Origin of the sequence: Vibrio sp. 10N.247.311.51 (genome assembly GCF_041467855.1) — a bacterium.
GTDB lineage: Bacteria > Pseudomonadota > Gammaproteobacteria > Enterobacterales > Vibrionaceae > Vibrio > Vibrio coralliirubri.
The window spans coordinates 258,226-274,209 of the sequence record NZ_JBFSVK010000002.1 but is presented as its reverse complement, the minus strand read 5'-3'; the positions used below and the strand labels follow the sequence as shown (position 1 = coordinate 274,209).

3 protein-coding genes are annotated in these 15,984 nt (G+C 48.1%); all 3 read right to left on the bottom strand.

Translation table 11 applies throughout. The features are described 5' to 3' along the window. Window positions 1–5 precede the first annotated feature (5 nt). Genes AB6E85_RS03355 through AB6E85_RS03345 form a run of 3 tightly spaced genes read right to left on the bottom strand, consistent with a single transcriptional unit; the run spans window position 6 to window position 15,774 of the window. Window positions 6–5,972 carry a beta-ketoacyl synthase N-terminal-like domain-containing protein gene (locus AB6E85_RS03355; RefSeq protein ID WP_372141444.1) on the bottom strand — a complete coding sequence of 1,989 codons (5,967 nt, stop codon included), beginning with the start codon at window positions 5,970–5,972 and terminating at the stop codon, window positions 6–8. Continuing rightward, on the bottom strand, window positions 5,969–8,017 hold the full coding sequence (locus tag AB6E85_RS03350) for a PfaB family protein (RefSeq protein WP_372141441.1): 2,049 nt from the start codon (window positions 8,015–8,017) through the stop codon (window positions 5,969–5,971). The genes AB6E85_RS03355 and AB6E85_RS03350 overlap by 4 nt, the downstream gene beginning before the upstream one ends. Continuing rightward, a complete protein-coding gene (locus AB6E85_RS03345; RefSeq protein WP_372141439.1) occupies window positions 8,017–15,774 on the bottom strand; it encodes a phosphopantetheine-binding protein in 7,758 nt (2,585 codons plus the stop codon). Before AB6E85_RS03345 ends, AB6E85_RS03350 begins: the two co-directional genes overlap by 1 nt. Window positions 15,775–15,984 lie beyond the last annotated feature (210 nt).

The window sequence follows — 15,984 nt, the reverse complement described above, 5'->3', positions numbered from 1 at the left end:
GCGGCTTATGCTTTATCGTTCGCAGGGGCTTCTTCGATACAAATTGCGATGTCTTTCAGTTCGTAAATACGCAGACCATCTTTGCTCAGGTTTGCGTCGCCAACGATGATACGTTTACCGTTTTCGTCTTTAATCGCAGTGATATGTACATCCAGAGACATCTGTTTGTTCAGAGGGTTAATCTGACCACGGTATTTCCATTTCACTTCAGATTGGATTTGACCAAACTTCGGATTGCGGAAGCCAGCGCCGAGATCTTTGTTTAGCGCGTAGGTTTGCATTAGCTCGATGATCGCTTCGACACCTAGAGAGCCTGGCATTACCGGATCTTGATGGAAGTGGAACTGGAAGAACCAATCGCTTGGGTCAATTGTACGCTCAGCGTATAGGTAACCCAGACCGTCTTTACCACCATCGCTGGTGATCTGCACCGTATCGATAAAGTTCAAACGACCGCCAGCCAGTTGGTAATGCTCTTGCACTTCACCAGTAGCTGAAACGGGTGCATTGAAGTAACGCGTCGTTTTGTCTAGTAGGTTGATGTTTACATCCGGCGTGCGGTTGTTATCAACGTGCCAAGGGTGAGTTACTTTACCGTTGTCCAAACCAAGCTGATCTTTCAGTGCTGCGCCCTTGAAGTAACCAAATACCGCTGTACCTTGGTAGAAAGGCACGCCGTCAGTGCTCAGTTCGAAGCTGAAGCTCTGTACGATGTTGGTGCCCATCATTACTGTTGAAAGCAGACGAGAATCGTTGGTAATTGTTTTGCCACGCAAGTCGACGTTACGCAGCATTTTGCCGCTGCCATCTAGGTTGCGGAAAAACAGTTCTTCACCTGGGAAGCCCAGTGTTGTGCCCATGTAGCCAGAGATAAAGCCGTTTGGCTGCAGTGAAATCTCCATCAACACCGAGTAAGGCATTAAGGTGTGGTGGCTGTTTTCATCAAAGTACCATGCATTTTCTGGCACTTCGTATTCAGCGATACACGATGAAGGCTTCTTGAAGTCGCCACGCTTACCATCGATTTCAACGACACGAGTGGTTAGCTGTAGGTCGCCACACGGAGTACGTGGTGGAATCATGCCACGGTAGATAGAGAAATCAGGACCGAAACATTTCTCGATATCGCCAGTCGCGAATTCGAACATGTGATAAGGCGTGAATGGAACCGTATCGGGTGTGCGATTTGGGTAATCAGGAGTCACCGGAGCTTCAACGTGTTGAAGAGGAACGACACCTTTGTTTGGCGCCGTTTCTAGGTCTTCAATTTGCGCCATAAGTGGCGCATTTGCTGAAGCTTGTTGGTTCACTGCTGGCGTATGGCCCAAGTTTTCGATAACAGGAGTCGCGACAGCTGTTTCTAAAGAAGGTAGGTAACGAGTACATTCGTCGTCTTCTTTGATCATCACACCCAAGTTTTGGAAATCAACAATCACTTTGCCGTTCAGTAAAATATCGATGTTAGCTTTCGCGTATGGGCGAGGGCTTAGACCAATCTCGGTCACTTCCATGCGGTAAGTCAGCTCTGCCGATTGTGGGAGAACTTGACCACGACAGCGTACTTGTTGAGGCGCATTTTCAAGCGGTTGGAAACGACCATTTTGAACAAGCGTATGCATGCCAAGGTGCATCATGAAGAATTGAAGCAGTTGACCACAACCTTCTGCCATCAAAGAGCCAGCCATTACTGAATCATCTTTGAAGTGACAAGGGAAGTACCAGTGCTCAGGTTCTAGCTGCTTGTGACCTTCAATCAGCCCAAGTCCCCATGTGCCGCCTTGCGGTTCAACACGGCTGACCTTTTCGATCATCATGAACTTCTCTGAGCTGAAGCATAAAGAAGGCTGGTGGCTATTGGATTGGTGAGTTGGACCAAAACATTCTGCAATGTTGGCAGTCAGTAGATGACGCAATTCTTGGTGGTTAAACTGGGTTTTAGGGCAGTGCAATATTGGGTCGAAGCGTTGCTTAGTTGCCAGCTTACGAGCCTTGATTTCATCTTCAGTGTGAATCACACCTTTGCCGTCTGCTAGCTCTTCGTCAGTGAAGAAGCCTGCACAACCGTTATCCATTTTCAGGATCATCTTGTCGCCAACGAAACATTCGTACGAGAAGAAGAACAGTAGCGTGTCGCCATTGCGAGCAAAGCTGTTGATTGAGATGTCGTAACGCAGCGTATCGCCACCACGAGGCAAGTCGCCAAGGAAGGTCAGCGTACAATCAAGCAGGCGATAAACACGTTCGCCTTTGTTTTCAAAATCAATGCCTAAGTAACTGATTAGCATTAGGTCGCACTGACCTGATTCAACTGCAACAGCCCAAGGGATCTGACCATCGACAAGATACGGCGCATCAACTGGGATGTCGTATTCGGTGGTCATGGTGCTTGGCTTGTATTCGTTAACGGTCGCGTTGAGCTTGGTTACACGAGATACCAATAGGTAGTCTGTGGTTGGTAGGCGAACGCGGCGCGAGTAGCTATCGATGATCGCGTAGTCAGGGCCAAATACATTGGCGATGTCGCCTTCCGCGTATTCAACCAGATCATCGTAATCCCAGATACATGGCTTACGGATAGGTTTTACTGGTGCAGGTGTCGCAAGTGCGTTTACTGGCGCTGACTGAACCTGAGCTGGTTGAGCTTGAACAGGCAGAGCTGGTGTTTGTTGACCATTCGTTTGATGGCCTGTCGTTTGTTGAATAAGGGCATTGCTATCTAAACCAGACGTGACTGCGTTTAGCTGTGCTTTCAATAGCGCATCAGCCATCTGCATGCCTTGGGCTCGAGTGTGCAGGAATGCTTTGTGTACCTGTTGAGCTGCTTGCTGATTTTGAGCAAAAGCTTGGTTGTGTGGTGTTACAGACGGCTGTAATGCTGCATCCTTATTAGCGTCGATATTCGATACGCCATTTTTAGCGGATAGGACATGAGTCATATTGCTGTGGTTACCTGTTAGCTGACTGTGGCGCGTTGGCGCCAGAGTAGGGGATACTGATGTAGGAGTTTCGATGACTGGCTCTACCGCGTTCTGCGCTAATGCTTTCTTCTCTAACTCTTTTTGCACAAGGGCTGCTTGAATGCTTGCTGTCGTTGGAATCGACGCCACTCTTACTGCTTGTTTACCAGAAGCTTTCTGTTGAATCGTTGCCAAGTTGGTCACTGGGGTTTGGGCAATATGTTGATAGATATCACGACCACCAAGAGTCACTTGCTTCACTAATTGACGTTTAGCATCGCTCGCCAGTTCATTGCTTAAACGAACGGAAAGTGATTGAGATTCAACACTCGATTGGCTTAGTAGTAGCTGTGAGCATTGTCCTTCGCTGATGTTGGCAACAATCGCGTTCTTAGAACTGATGCTTGGATTCAGAGGGGCAAGGTTCAGGTTAAGGAGACCGTGTAGCAGGCTCGCCATGCCAGAAGCTGCCGAGCAGTGACCAACACGTTGGCTCGCTTGAGTCGTCTTTGTGGTCCCTAGGCTGATAGGCAAAGATTCATGTGATGAAAACTCAGGAGCATGGTTAAGCTCAAGCAGAGAAACGTCATTCGAGCTCATGCCGACTTGAGTCAGTAATTCATCGGTAACGGCGCTGTTACGCTCGCTTGAACCAAAGGCTAAGGCGTTGATACTGCCGTAAGCTGTCTCTTGGTTGCTCGCTACTCGACTCTCTTCAACAAGAACAATCGCACCTGCGCCTTCGCCCACATTCCAACTGCCGTCTTGCGGTTGTCCGAATTTTGGAGCAAGTGACACTGGGCTCATGCTGTTCTTCAGAATCACATGTTCCGCACTGCCACTAAGGTCAACGGCTGCAATCACGACTGCGTCCATGGATTCTTGCGACATTAGGTTTTGCGCGACATCGATACAACGAGCAACTGATTGTTCAGCGGCTGAAATCGTAAAGGCAGGGCCGTTAAAGTCCCATAATGAAGAGATACGCGAAGCCATGATGTTGCCGATGAAACTGGTGTATTGGTTCAGCTTGGCTGCGTCCATCACACTGTCCATCGCGATGGTTTCTAGCGATTGGTATTCATCTTGTGTTAGCTCAATACCCATGTTGGCAAAGCTGTCAGCCAGTTGGCTATGCAGGTTTACGCGTCCACGGAATTGGTGCATCTCAAGCTCAGTTTCCATCGCTACCAGTACAGCAACCTTTTGGCCTGCTACAAGCTTGGCATCTTTGATGGCTTCGTCTGCAACTTTCATCAGTAGCAACTGCTGAGAGATCAAACGGTCATCTTCATTTGGCGGCACTTTAAAGCGAAGGAAGTCGAGATCGAACTGATCGATGTAGGCTCCGTTTGGAATACCGTGTAAACCAAACTGATTCAGTAGTTCTGGATGTTGGTCTAAACCTTTCCAGCGCTTCTTAGGCAAGGCAATGAAAGCATCGTTGTTGGTCTCAATCGCAGTGCTTAGCGCATTGATGCTTTGCAGAGAACCGAAGTGAGACGCGAGGCCAGTAATGCTTAAATTAGACGGCTGTAGGCTTGGAGAAGCCGACTCTTGAGTCTGGTTTACATGACTAGTATCTGAATACGCTTCAAGCAGTAAGTGAGCGTTGCAACCACCGAAACCAAATACTGAAACACCCGCGCAGCGTTCTGAGTTGCCCGCTTTATTTGGCCAAGGTTGAACCTGTGTTGGTAGCGTCTGTGAGCCAAATAAACCTTCTGGTGAAGACAGTGGCTTGTCCAAATTAATACTTGGAGGAAGCACGCCTTCTTTCATCGCAAAGATCATCTTCATGATCCCCGGCATACCCGCCGCAGTCAGTAAGTGGCCGAGGTTGGACTTCGCAGAGCCAATCAATGGCGGGTTAGAACCATTCAATTTGTCAGCAAAGAAACGCTCCATTGAGGTTAACTCAACCTTGTCACCTAATGGTGTGCCAGTTGCGTGACACTCAATCACTTCAATGCTGTCTGGTGATAGGTTTGAAGCTTCGTAAGCGCGTTCAAAGGCTTGTACTTGTCCTTTGCTGTTTGGGCTTAATACGAACTGGCCACGGCCATCGTTCGACAAGCCAATACCGCTGACAACTGCGTAAATGTTGTCGCCATCACGCTCTGCATCAGCTAAGCGTTTTAGGACTAAAACACCGGCACCTTCGCCAGCAAACAGACCTTTACTGTTGCTATCAAACGGAACCGACACACCGTGGTCAGGGTAAGCGTGGAAGATGGAAAAACCCATGTTGATAAAGAATGGGTCAGCACCGGATACCGCGCCTGCCAACATCATGTCGGCTTTGCCTGTGTTCAGGTAATCACACGCTAATTTCAATGAATACACTGAACTTGCACATGCCGCATCTAGGCTAAGTTGCACGTTGCCAAGACCCAATGCATCAGCGACTAACTTAGAGGCGTTGTGTGCTGCCGCACCGTTGATCGGGTTGAGGTCTTGCGCGGTTTCATTGGTTGGCAGCAGTGAAAATTGGTCATTAGCCAATTTATGTTTGAGTGCTTTCTCGACCACCGAGTGATACATCGGCAGAAACAGGTCGTTTGAACGTGTGGTTGGGAACGAAAGGGCACCCATGATCACGCCAGTGCGCTCTAAAACACTGGCATTAAGATCAATGCCTGCGTCGACTAACGCCTTACGACTGGTATCCAAAGCCCATAGGAAACTCTGGTCGATACCTTTGAATGATTCCGTGGTTAAGCGGTAGCCATTGCTGTCGAAATTGAAGTTTTCGATGTAGCCGCCTTTATCACAGTAAAAGCGGTCTGATTCACCTTGCACGCCCTGATAGCTTTCAGGTTTAGCGCCTAACTTTTCAGCGCTTAATGTGGTTCGAGAATCTTTTTTATTCAGCAAGTTTTGCCAAAAGTCTTTTGGCGTATCCGCTTCTGGGTATTGGTTAGCAATACCAACAATCGCGATCTTATTGCACTTCACTTGCTGTTTGTTCTGAGCCTGATATTTATATTGAGATGGTTTCGATTGAGAACTCATACTAGCTCTCCTTGATGATTCACTGCGCTGCCTTGAGACACACCACTTAATTGCTTAGCGGCGGTGACCTGTTGTTCTAGCCCTTGGGTAAGAGGCTCGACAGACAGTGGAATTTGATGAGTAATGAGCTGACCAATGCACTTGATGAGCGTGACAATATCGTCACCACCCTTGGCATTGGAAGCGATTGTGCAGTACTGGTCGGCTTCGTTGTCGCTACGATTGATCTTGTCGATCAATGTGCTGGTTTGACGATCGGCACCTACTTCGACAAACAGACGAGCACCTTGCTGACGCGCACTCTGGATCAACGCGGTGAAATCCAGCGTTGAACAGAAGGTGTCGGCAATCGAAAGGGCGATGCTGTCGCTGTCGATATTGATTGGTGCGCCAGTCGGTAGACCTGCTGCGCTGATAAAGCGGATATGCTTTGGCAACTCGTCAAACAGTGGTTGCGTGTAAAACTCTCGCACTTGGCTATGTTGGCTTAATGCTGGTGTAGTGTGCATTGCAGTAACACGATTCGCGGCAATGCCACGTTTACCCAGTTTTTTGAGCAATGCACGACATGTGCTTTCACAACCGGCTAGTACGCAGGTGTCACCTTGGATAATGGCAAGGTAAGCGCGTGGGAATTCTGGTAACAGAGCCTCAATCGCTTGCGCATCACTGCGAACCACAAAGCTATTCCATTGGATGCTTTCGTCGCTGTTTAGCTGCCAATCTTGACGTACTGCGGTGAGTTCGCCAGAAATAGCCGTGGTGAAAATAGGGCTAGTTTGAGTCATCTCAATCAGCGCATGTGGGTTTTTCCAAACATTCAAGCTAGCCCACATGGAAGCTTCACCCTTGGAGTAACCCAAGGCGAAATCGGGCTGCACTTTGAATTCTTCACACAGCAGTTGTGTTAACAGATAACTACTGCCCACACCTGCAATTGCCAGCTCACTGAGCGACATTTCTTGCGCGTCTTCAGCATAGGTTTTTTCAGCCTGCAGCATCTCTTTCAAGTTACCTTCACGTTCTAAGCGAGCAAATAACTGTGGGAAATGGTGGTGAAACTCGCGCAACATGCCGGGATAAACCGTGCCAACACCAGGGTAAACAAATGCAACGCCACCTTTGCTTTGAGGCTTGGGAGAGAAACAACTGCCTGCCGGAGTTTTGTATTGGCTATTGTCAGCCATTACTTTTGGCAGCGCATTTTCTAGCGCTGTGATTTCTTGCAATGCAGCATCAATTGAAGCCGCTTGAATCACTATGTTCGCGCTAAGGCCAGCGTTGTGTTGAATGCTTTGGAAGTGACTTAGGTTTGAATGCATCAGGGTGGCGATAGCAAGTTCGCTGTCTGCCGCTTCGTTAACGCATTGAAGCTCCACTCTTAACGAGGTTAACTGAGAAACCAATTCGGCTTGGTCGTAGCCAGAAACCACAAACATCAAACGCTCGCTCGATAGCAGTGGCTTTGGTTCTTGCAAACCGGTCGCTTGAGTCAATATCAGGCTGGTGGCTTTTTGGCTATCGTCACTGAAAGTTAACGCAGCAACACGTGCTTTGTTCGGCTCAGTGAACCAATAATGGCTCGGTAATGAATAGCTCGGCAATGAACGGCTCGATATCGCCTCAATCATATTCAATAACTCATTAAACTGCTGCGAAGCAGATAGGGTTGAGTATTGCTGTTGATGGCTTAAATCTGCAGCGGGGCGGCGTGCAATATCCAGAGCTAGCTGAATGCTATTTCCGGTAGCTGTATCTACAAAGCTCGCCAAATTCGCGTGTGGGTGAATTTTATTCTGAGCAGCATTCAGCGCACTCAACATCACCAATGATGGAGAGTGATTATCCAAACAGAGCTTAACAGCACTACCTTGATGGACTGCCTCAATTGCTTGAGTAAGTGCTTGATTAAAATTGCCATCAACCACAACAGAAACCAATTCAGGGAATGAAGATAATAAGTCGGCAGAAAGCTCAGCTGCGTTTGCTGGCTGAGCTAAAAGAGCGATGCGCAATGGCATCGCTTTATTAGTAGGAACAGTCACTATGACAATTGCTCCTTTTCTGCGTTCTTAGTCGCCTCTTTCTTAGATACTGCTGAGCTAGACTTCGGCAAAAATGCGTCGTTTAAGCTCTTGCTGATGGTGACTTTGGCACCTTTCATTACTGCGCTTAAACGACCATCTTGGTGGTAAAGCGAGATATCAGCTTGCAGCGAACGAGCCGTGCTTTTTATCACGCTCAGCTCTAGCCAACCTTGGTCGCCATTGTGCATCGGTGCGTAACAAATAAACTCACCGATTGCAGACGGTAGGCTTGCCGCGCCGTATTTCAATCGAGCCCATACCAACATGGCTTGCAACAGATAATCTTCAGCAAATGGCTGGCTATCGCCAAAACCTTGCTTAGGAATAAATGATCCGCAGTCGCTGTTTTCAATCTGAGGTAACTGGCATTGAGCCAATAAGCCTAAGTCGTCAAAGCGTTCGACTGAGGTGATACCTTGCAGTCTTGGTCCGTGAAACAGAGTGCCGTCACTGTATAGAGCTTGTGCCGTTGTTACAGGTGTAGAAGTGTTGGCTTCAAAGCGCTTTTCTGACGCTTGTTGAACATCTTCAGATACTTGCACAGAGGCAACTTGCAACTGAGCTTGATACTGTGGTCGCCCTTGGCAACTGATCACTGCTTTTAGCTGCTCTTTTGATTTAGCATCAGAAGAAAGAACCAGTTTTAGCTCTTGCACTTCATCAGTATCAAAAATCACACCCTTAAGCAGTTTGTAGTTGTGAACGCTAACGTTTACCCCTAACAGTTGCTCTGCCACTTCACGCATCCATTGGATGGCACACACTGTCGGTAACACTGGGTTACCGGCAATGCAGTGATCATGAATGAAAGGCAATGCCTTCGGATCAAGATGACGTGTCACAGTAATGCTTGTATTCAGCGGACTCTCTGCAAGATGCACAGACTCCGCATTAAGCTTTTTTACAGCAGCTTCCTTGTTGTCAGAACCTTGCATGCTCGTGCCAACCAGCAGTTGAATGCCAGTTTCGTTCAGTAGTTGAGAACTAAATAGCTCTGCACCCGCCTGAAGAGGAATTACGTACACACCGCGCTCTGTAAACATACGTTTCAGTGCTGCGTTTACCATGCCACCGTCCCACGGTCCCCAGTTGAAGCTCATCACTTTCGCTTGAGGGTTACGAGCAGACAGCTGCAGAGCTGCTTTGTTTAGGATCTCGTTAGACATCGAGTAGTCACTTTGGCCTGTGTTACCGTAGAAACCCGCCGCCGAAGAGAACATCGCAATCAGTTTTAACTTACTGCTATCAAGGCCACTAAGAACTGCTTCTAGTCCGCCAACTTTCGTGCCGTAAACCATGTTCAGTTCATCAAGTGTTTTATCTTGAATGTGCTTGTCAGCCAGTACGCCTGCACCGTGGATAAGACCTGTGATGCCTTCGAAATTCGCCAGCGTTTTCGCTACTGACTCATGGCTCGACACATCTAGACTTAGGTATTCAGCGCTCGCGCCAATCTCGTTGAAAGCGGCAAGTGCTGCGTTGATTTCAAGGCTGCTCAATACAGGTTTTAGCAAAGCATCAACTTTCTTCGGCGTTGGTTTGTCACCTGTTGCTTGTAGGTGAGCGATAGCCGCTGGTTTTAGCTCTTTCTCTTGCTTGCCTTGAGCCCACTGAGGCAGCTCAGCTGAAGTAATATGCTTACTACGACCTGCAAGAATGAAGTGAGACTTACATTGCTTAGCAAGCGTCAGTGCACATTCAAACGTCACGCCTTTAGCGCCACCCGTCACGAGAACTTTGTCGCTTTTGGTGAGTTGAGCGCCTGTGTTTTTGGTTTGTGCAGCACCTGGTGTTGCAGCAATCAATGTTGCACGACCAGATTCACCGTTTTCTGCATGGCTAAGGCCGATTTCAACCGTGTTGGTATCGATATCGAACAGTTCGCCTGTGATAGCTTCAGCTAGGTGACGTGCATCAATAGAAGCGTCAGCATCCAATGCGCGGCAGAACACGTTTGACCATTCATGGCTTAGTGTCTTAGTTAGACCAGACAGCGCGGCTTGGTTAAGTTCCGCATTCATCAATTGCTTAGTATCTAGGTAACCAAAGCCACCATCGATACGGCTTAGTGTGAAGAACACGCTGCGACCAGAAACGGTATTCAGCTGACCATTTAGGTGCTTGGCGAATAAGAACGCTGTTGTCAGTGAAGCTCTTGAGTCTGCATTCAAGTTAACCGCTTGCTCGTTGCTTTGTTTCGTATCAACGATAGCTTGTAAATGAATGAAGCCAGCAATCACTTTGTTCGACATTTTAAGCTCTGCTTCGATGTCGTTAATCACAGCTGTCACACCCGCATCATCGATACTGTTAAGTGTGTAGCTTGCGATTTCACTGTTTAAAGGTGACGCGGCAGAAAGAGCACTACGCACTACAGCAACTTGAATGCCGTTAGCGGTCAACTTCTCTGCTAGAACACCGGCGTTGTGACCATCATCTGTGATCACGACACAAGCGTCTTTTGAGAAACAATCGACGAGTTTATCTGCCGCTGGTAGCTTTTTTAGCGCTACCTCATTGTGTGGAGGAAGTTCCGCTGTCGCTGTTTCTGCGATAGGCGTTACTGATTCAACTTTTGGAGTCGCTACGGGTGCAGCAGCGGATAGCTTGCTTTGCATGTAGGTAACGATTTCACCAAGCGTACGACACTCAGCTAGGTCTTCAGGGTTTAGCTCTGGCAGCGTTGGTAGTTGGTCTTGAACTGTACCTAGAATTTCAACGCGTTTGATAGAGTCGATACCAAGGTCTGCTTCCATGTCCATCGCTAGGTCGAGCATTTCTGCTGGGTAACCTGTTTTGTCGGCAACTACTTCCATCATGGTTGATTGAACATGAGCAGGGTTTAGGTCGTTGCTCGTGCTTTCTACAACTGAATCTGAAACAGGTGCTGCGTTAGGAGCTTCATTAGCGCCTAGCTTGCTGTTCATGTAAGCAACGATTTCACCCAGAGTACGACACTCAGCCAAATCTTCAGGGTTTAGCTCTGGCAGCGTTGGTAGCTGGTCTTGAACTGTACCAAGAATTTCAACACGTTTGATGGAGTCGATGCCAAGGTCTGCTTCCATGTCCATTGCTAGGTCGAGCATTTCTGTTGGGTAGCCTGTTTTATCAGCCACTACGCTCAGCATTGTGCTTTGAACTTGTTCTGCGTTTAAACCGTTTGATACTACTTGTACTGGTGCAGATGCTTGAGCCGCTACTGGAGCAGAAGCTGGAAGCTTGCTGTTCATGTAGTCGACTATCTCGCCTAGAGTACGACACTCAGCGAGGTCTTCAGGGTTCAGTTCTGGAAGAGTCGGTAGCTCGTCTTGAACCGTGCCTAGGATTTCAACACGCTTGATTGAGTCGATACCAAGGTCCGCTTCCATGTCCATTGCTAGGTCTAGCATTTCAGTCGGATAGCCCGTCTTCTCTGCGACTACTTCTAGCATGGTTTTCTGAACGACAGCGGCATCTAGACCATTGTTAGATGTTGCCGGGGCAACTACTGGTGCTTGTGAAGACACGGGAGCAGAAGCTGGAAGCTTGCTGTTCATGTAGTCAACGATTTCGCCAAGAGTGCGACACTCAGCTAAATCTTCAGGGTTTAGCTCTGGAAGAGTCGGCAGTTCATCTTGAACCGTACCAAGAATCTCAACACGCTTAATTGAGTCGATACCAAGGTCTGCTTCCATATCCATTTCTAGATCAAGCATTTCCGTTGGGTAACCTGTCTTCTCAGCAACCACTTCTAGCATGGTTTGTTGAACGACTTTTGCGTCAAGACCATTAGATGTTTGAACAGGAGCGGTTGCGCTTGGCTGTGCGGCAACAGGCACTGATGCTGGCATCTTGCTGTTCATGTAGGTAACGATTTCACCAAGCGTACGACACTCAGCTAAATCTTCAGGGTTCAGCTCAGGTAGGTTTGGCATTTCGTCTTGAACGGTACCAAGGATCTCTACGCGCTTGATTGAGTCGATACCAAGGTCTGCTTCCATGTCCATTTCTAGATCAAGCATTTCCGTTGGGTAACCCGTTTTCTCGGCAACTACTTCAAGCATCACTTTTTCAGCATCGGCTGATTGTACTGCTACTGGTGCAGCCACAGGAGCCGGTTGCGCTTTAACTGGCACAGGTTGAGCTACTACTGTTGGAGCTGGCGCCGCTTGTACAGGAGCAGTTTGTACTTGAGCTACAGGCTGTTGAACGATAGCTGTTGGAGCAGCTGGAGCTTGAATCGCTGGTTGAGCATTTGCTGGCGCAACGAAGGTGGGTTGTGCCGTTTGTACTGAACCTTGCGTCAGCATATTAAGTGCTGAGTTGTTGCTGTGCGCTTGCATTTCTAGGTAATGAGCGTGCGCTTTTAGCGTTTCAGCTTGGTGTTGGTGGAACATCTCCATAGAACGCTGTAGGTTCTCAGGAATTGCTACGCCTGCTGTTGCCATTTTCGCTTGCTCAGACATTAGGGTATTGAATGTGTCACCGTATTGCTGAGGAATCGCTAAGAATTGCTGATGTACTTCTGCTGCTTGTTGTTGAGCATTGAAGAACGATTGCAGTGAAGATTCATCAACCGTTACTGAAGCTGCTGGCTGAATAGTCGCTGGTGCAGGTTGTGCTACTTGAGGCTGCTGAGTTGTTGTTGCTACTTGTGCTCTTGGTGCTGGAGCAGCTGACTGTTGTACATTTGAAGCTTGAGGAGCAGCCACAGGTACTTCAACGATTTCTGTTTTAATCACTTCTTTTTCCACGATTTTCTCGACTTCAACTTTCACTTCAACAATCTCAGTCTTTTCGGTGACGTTGCCCGAAGCCAATGATTGATCCATTTTCTTACGAGTAGCAGGGCTGATGTAGTTGGTTGCATTCAGCTTGATGTTCATTGGTGATGCCTTTGCAGGTACAGCAATGTCAGCTTGGTAAGGGTCAATGTTGTCTAATGAAACACCTGCCACACACAGTTGAACCGCAGCTAAACGAAGCTGTTGGTCACTGTCACCTTTAGGGCTTGGGTTGATGCTGATTGCGTAAAGCTCTTCGTTCTTATCAGCCAATGTTTTTTCAACCAGCTTTTGAAGAATGTTTTTCGGACCGAACTCAACGAATACGCGCGCGCCTGCTTCATACATCGCTTCAATTTGCTCACTGAAACGAACCGATTGCAGCATATGTTGCTTGAACGCTTTCTTGATCGCTTTAGAGTCTTTGCTGTGCAACTTACCCGTTGCGTTTGAGTAAAGCGGCAGCGTTGGAGCGCTGAATGAAGCTTTATCAATTGCAGCAGCAAATGGTTTTTGAGCGTGAGCAACAAGCGGTGTGTGGAAAGCACCAGATACTGGAAGAGCAATTGCTTTGAAGCCTTGTTCAGTGAGCGCTTGTGCTGCTTGTTGAACCGTCGCAGTTGGACCTGCAATAACCAGTTGAGTCGGAGCGTTGTAGTTGGCAATGCTCACGCCTTCGAATTGGCTGATGCAGCTTTCAACGGTTGGAAGTTTGTCTGCGTCTAGGATGACCGCAAACATCGTACCGCTGTCACCTTGTTCTGGTGTTGCAGCCATCGCATTGCCACGAGCGAAAGCTAGCTGGTAGTAATCGTCTTGCGAGATAACACCCGATGCACATAGTGCGCTTAGCTCACCAAAGCTGTGGCCTGCGACCATGTCAGCTTTGAAGCCAGCTTGAGTCATGATGTCGAACTGACCCATAGACACAGTACCAATCGCACTTTGAGCATTGGCGGTGTTGGTTAACACCGCTTCTTGAGCTTTGGTTGCTTCTGGTGTGAAAGTTGGAATTGGGAACAGAATTTGCGACAGAGCCGTTTTCTTGTGCTGACCAAATACTTGATCCGCTTGAGCAAGCTGTTGACGCATCTCAGGGTAGTGACATGCAAGCTCGCGACCCATGTTTAGGTATTGCGAACCTTGACCTGCAAACAGAGCTGCTACTTTACCCGCACCATTTTCTGCAATCAGTGCCGACTCACGGTAGCTAGTACCGTTTGGCATCTGCCAATGTGTTTTTGTTTGGCTCTCAAGCATAGAAACTGCTTGAGTCAGTTGCGCTTGAAGGTCTGCTTGGTCAGTGACAACTAAACCAAGGCGAGCATGTTTCGCGTTAACTTCACGCAGAGCGTGTTGATCAGCAAGCGCTTCTAGTTTGAACGCAGCGTCTGCAGCTTGAGTTGAAACCTGCTTGAGCTCATTGATCAGTGCTTGACGAGATTCCGCGCTGAATAACAGAGTTTGCGGCACTTGGCGTTGACGGTATTTGTCACCGCGAGCGTGCTCTGGTGTGTACTCTTCCAATACAACGTGGAAGTTAGTGCCACCAAAACCGAATGAGCTGATACCTGCACGGCGTGGGGTGCCGTCGACACGTTTCATCCAAGGACGCGTTTGTGTGTTTAGGTAGAACGGTGAGTTCTCGATATCCAGCTTAGGATTCGGAGCCGATACGTTGATCGTTGGCGGCAGTACTTTGTGGTGCAGTGCTAATGCAGCTTTGATTAAACCTGCAGTACCCGCAGTTGATTTGGTGTGACCAATTTGAGATTTCACAGAGCCTAACGCAATGTGTTGCTTCTCTTCATTGTTTTCACTGAATACCGAGTTTAAGCCACCAAATTCAGCAACATCTCCTGCCGCTGTACCTGTGCCGTGCGCTTCTAAAAGGCCAAGCGTGTGCGGTGCGAAACCAGCATCATCGTAAGCACGTTTGAGTGCTTTTGCTTGTCCTTCAGGGCGAGGTGCGTAAATACTCTTGAACTTACCATCCGAAGAAGAACCGACCCCTTTAATCACTGAATAGATTCTGTCGCCATCGCGCTCTGCATCTTCAAGACGCTTAAGAGCAACCATGCCGATGCCTTCACCAATCATCATGCCTTTTGAATCGATGTCGAAAGGTTGAATGGTTTCGTTTGTAGTGAATGCTGGGGTTTTAGAGAAGCTCATGTACATGGTTGGTGAGTTATCAGTACACACACCACCTGTAATCATCATTTCACTGCGGCCTTCAACCAGCTCGCTCAGTGCCATGCGCATTGCGGCTAGAGAACCAGCACACGCAGCGTCTACCACACAGTTGATGCCACCAAGGTCAAAGCGGTTAGCGATACGACCTGAAATTACGTTACCCAATGAACCAGGGAATGAGTTCTCTTCCCAGTGGATGTATTGGTCTTGGAATTTTTTGATCAGCATTTCGCTGTCTTCATCGTTGATGCCACTGCTCTTGAAGACTTTTTTCAAAACAGGGTATTGGAGACGAGCATTCAAGCTTTGAGCGATCTTCTGACCACCGCCTACACCGAGCGTGATACCGATCTTATCGCGATCGTAACCTTCAGGAAGCTTCGCATCTTCAAGTACTTCTTTTGCCACGATCAGAGAAAGCAGCTGTGACGTATCAGTCAGTTCTAGGATATTTGGCGGAAGACCGAATTCCATTGGGTTGAAGTCAACTTCTGGGATGAAACCGCCGCGCTTACAGTAAGACTTGTCTGGCGTAGTACGATCTGAATCGTAGTAATCTTCTGGGCGCCAGTGCGTATCAGGCACTTCGGTAATTGCATCGATCTTTTCGCTGATCAAATCCCAGAACTTGTTTAGGTAGCGAGAGTTCGCAAACATGCTTGCCATACCAACGATAGCAATTGGCATGTCTTTAAGGCGTTTATTAAGTCGAGTGTCGTCGACTGATTCCGGTGTATTTTTTTCGGGTTGGCTCATTATGAGTCTCCACTTGAAATCACTGAGGGCGATGTCGTGTTTTGAGGCTGCGCTTTTAAATAAATCGAAAATAAATCTGAGACAGATTTGGGCAAACGCAGCTGAAGAGTAAGGCTACCGAAAGTCGGCCACCTGACTGAAATAGGGAGTGCGAAGTACAGTGACTTGCAGGGGTTGATTACGTTTTTCATGCGAGAAGAGGGCATTCGA

Coding starts and splice junctions, on each gene's coding strand:
- AB6E85_RS03355 (WP_372141444.1), bottom strand. CDS start 5,972: ATGAGTTCTCAATCGAAACCATCTCAATATAAATATCAGGCTCAGAAC.
- AB6E85_RS03345 (WP_372141439.1), bottom strand. CDS start 15,774: ATGAGCCAACCCGAAAAAAATACACCGGAATCAGTCGACGACACTCGA.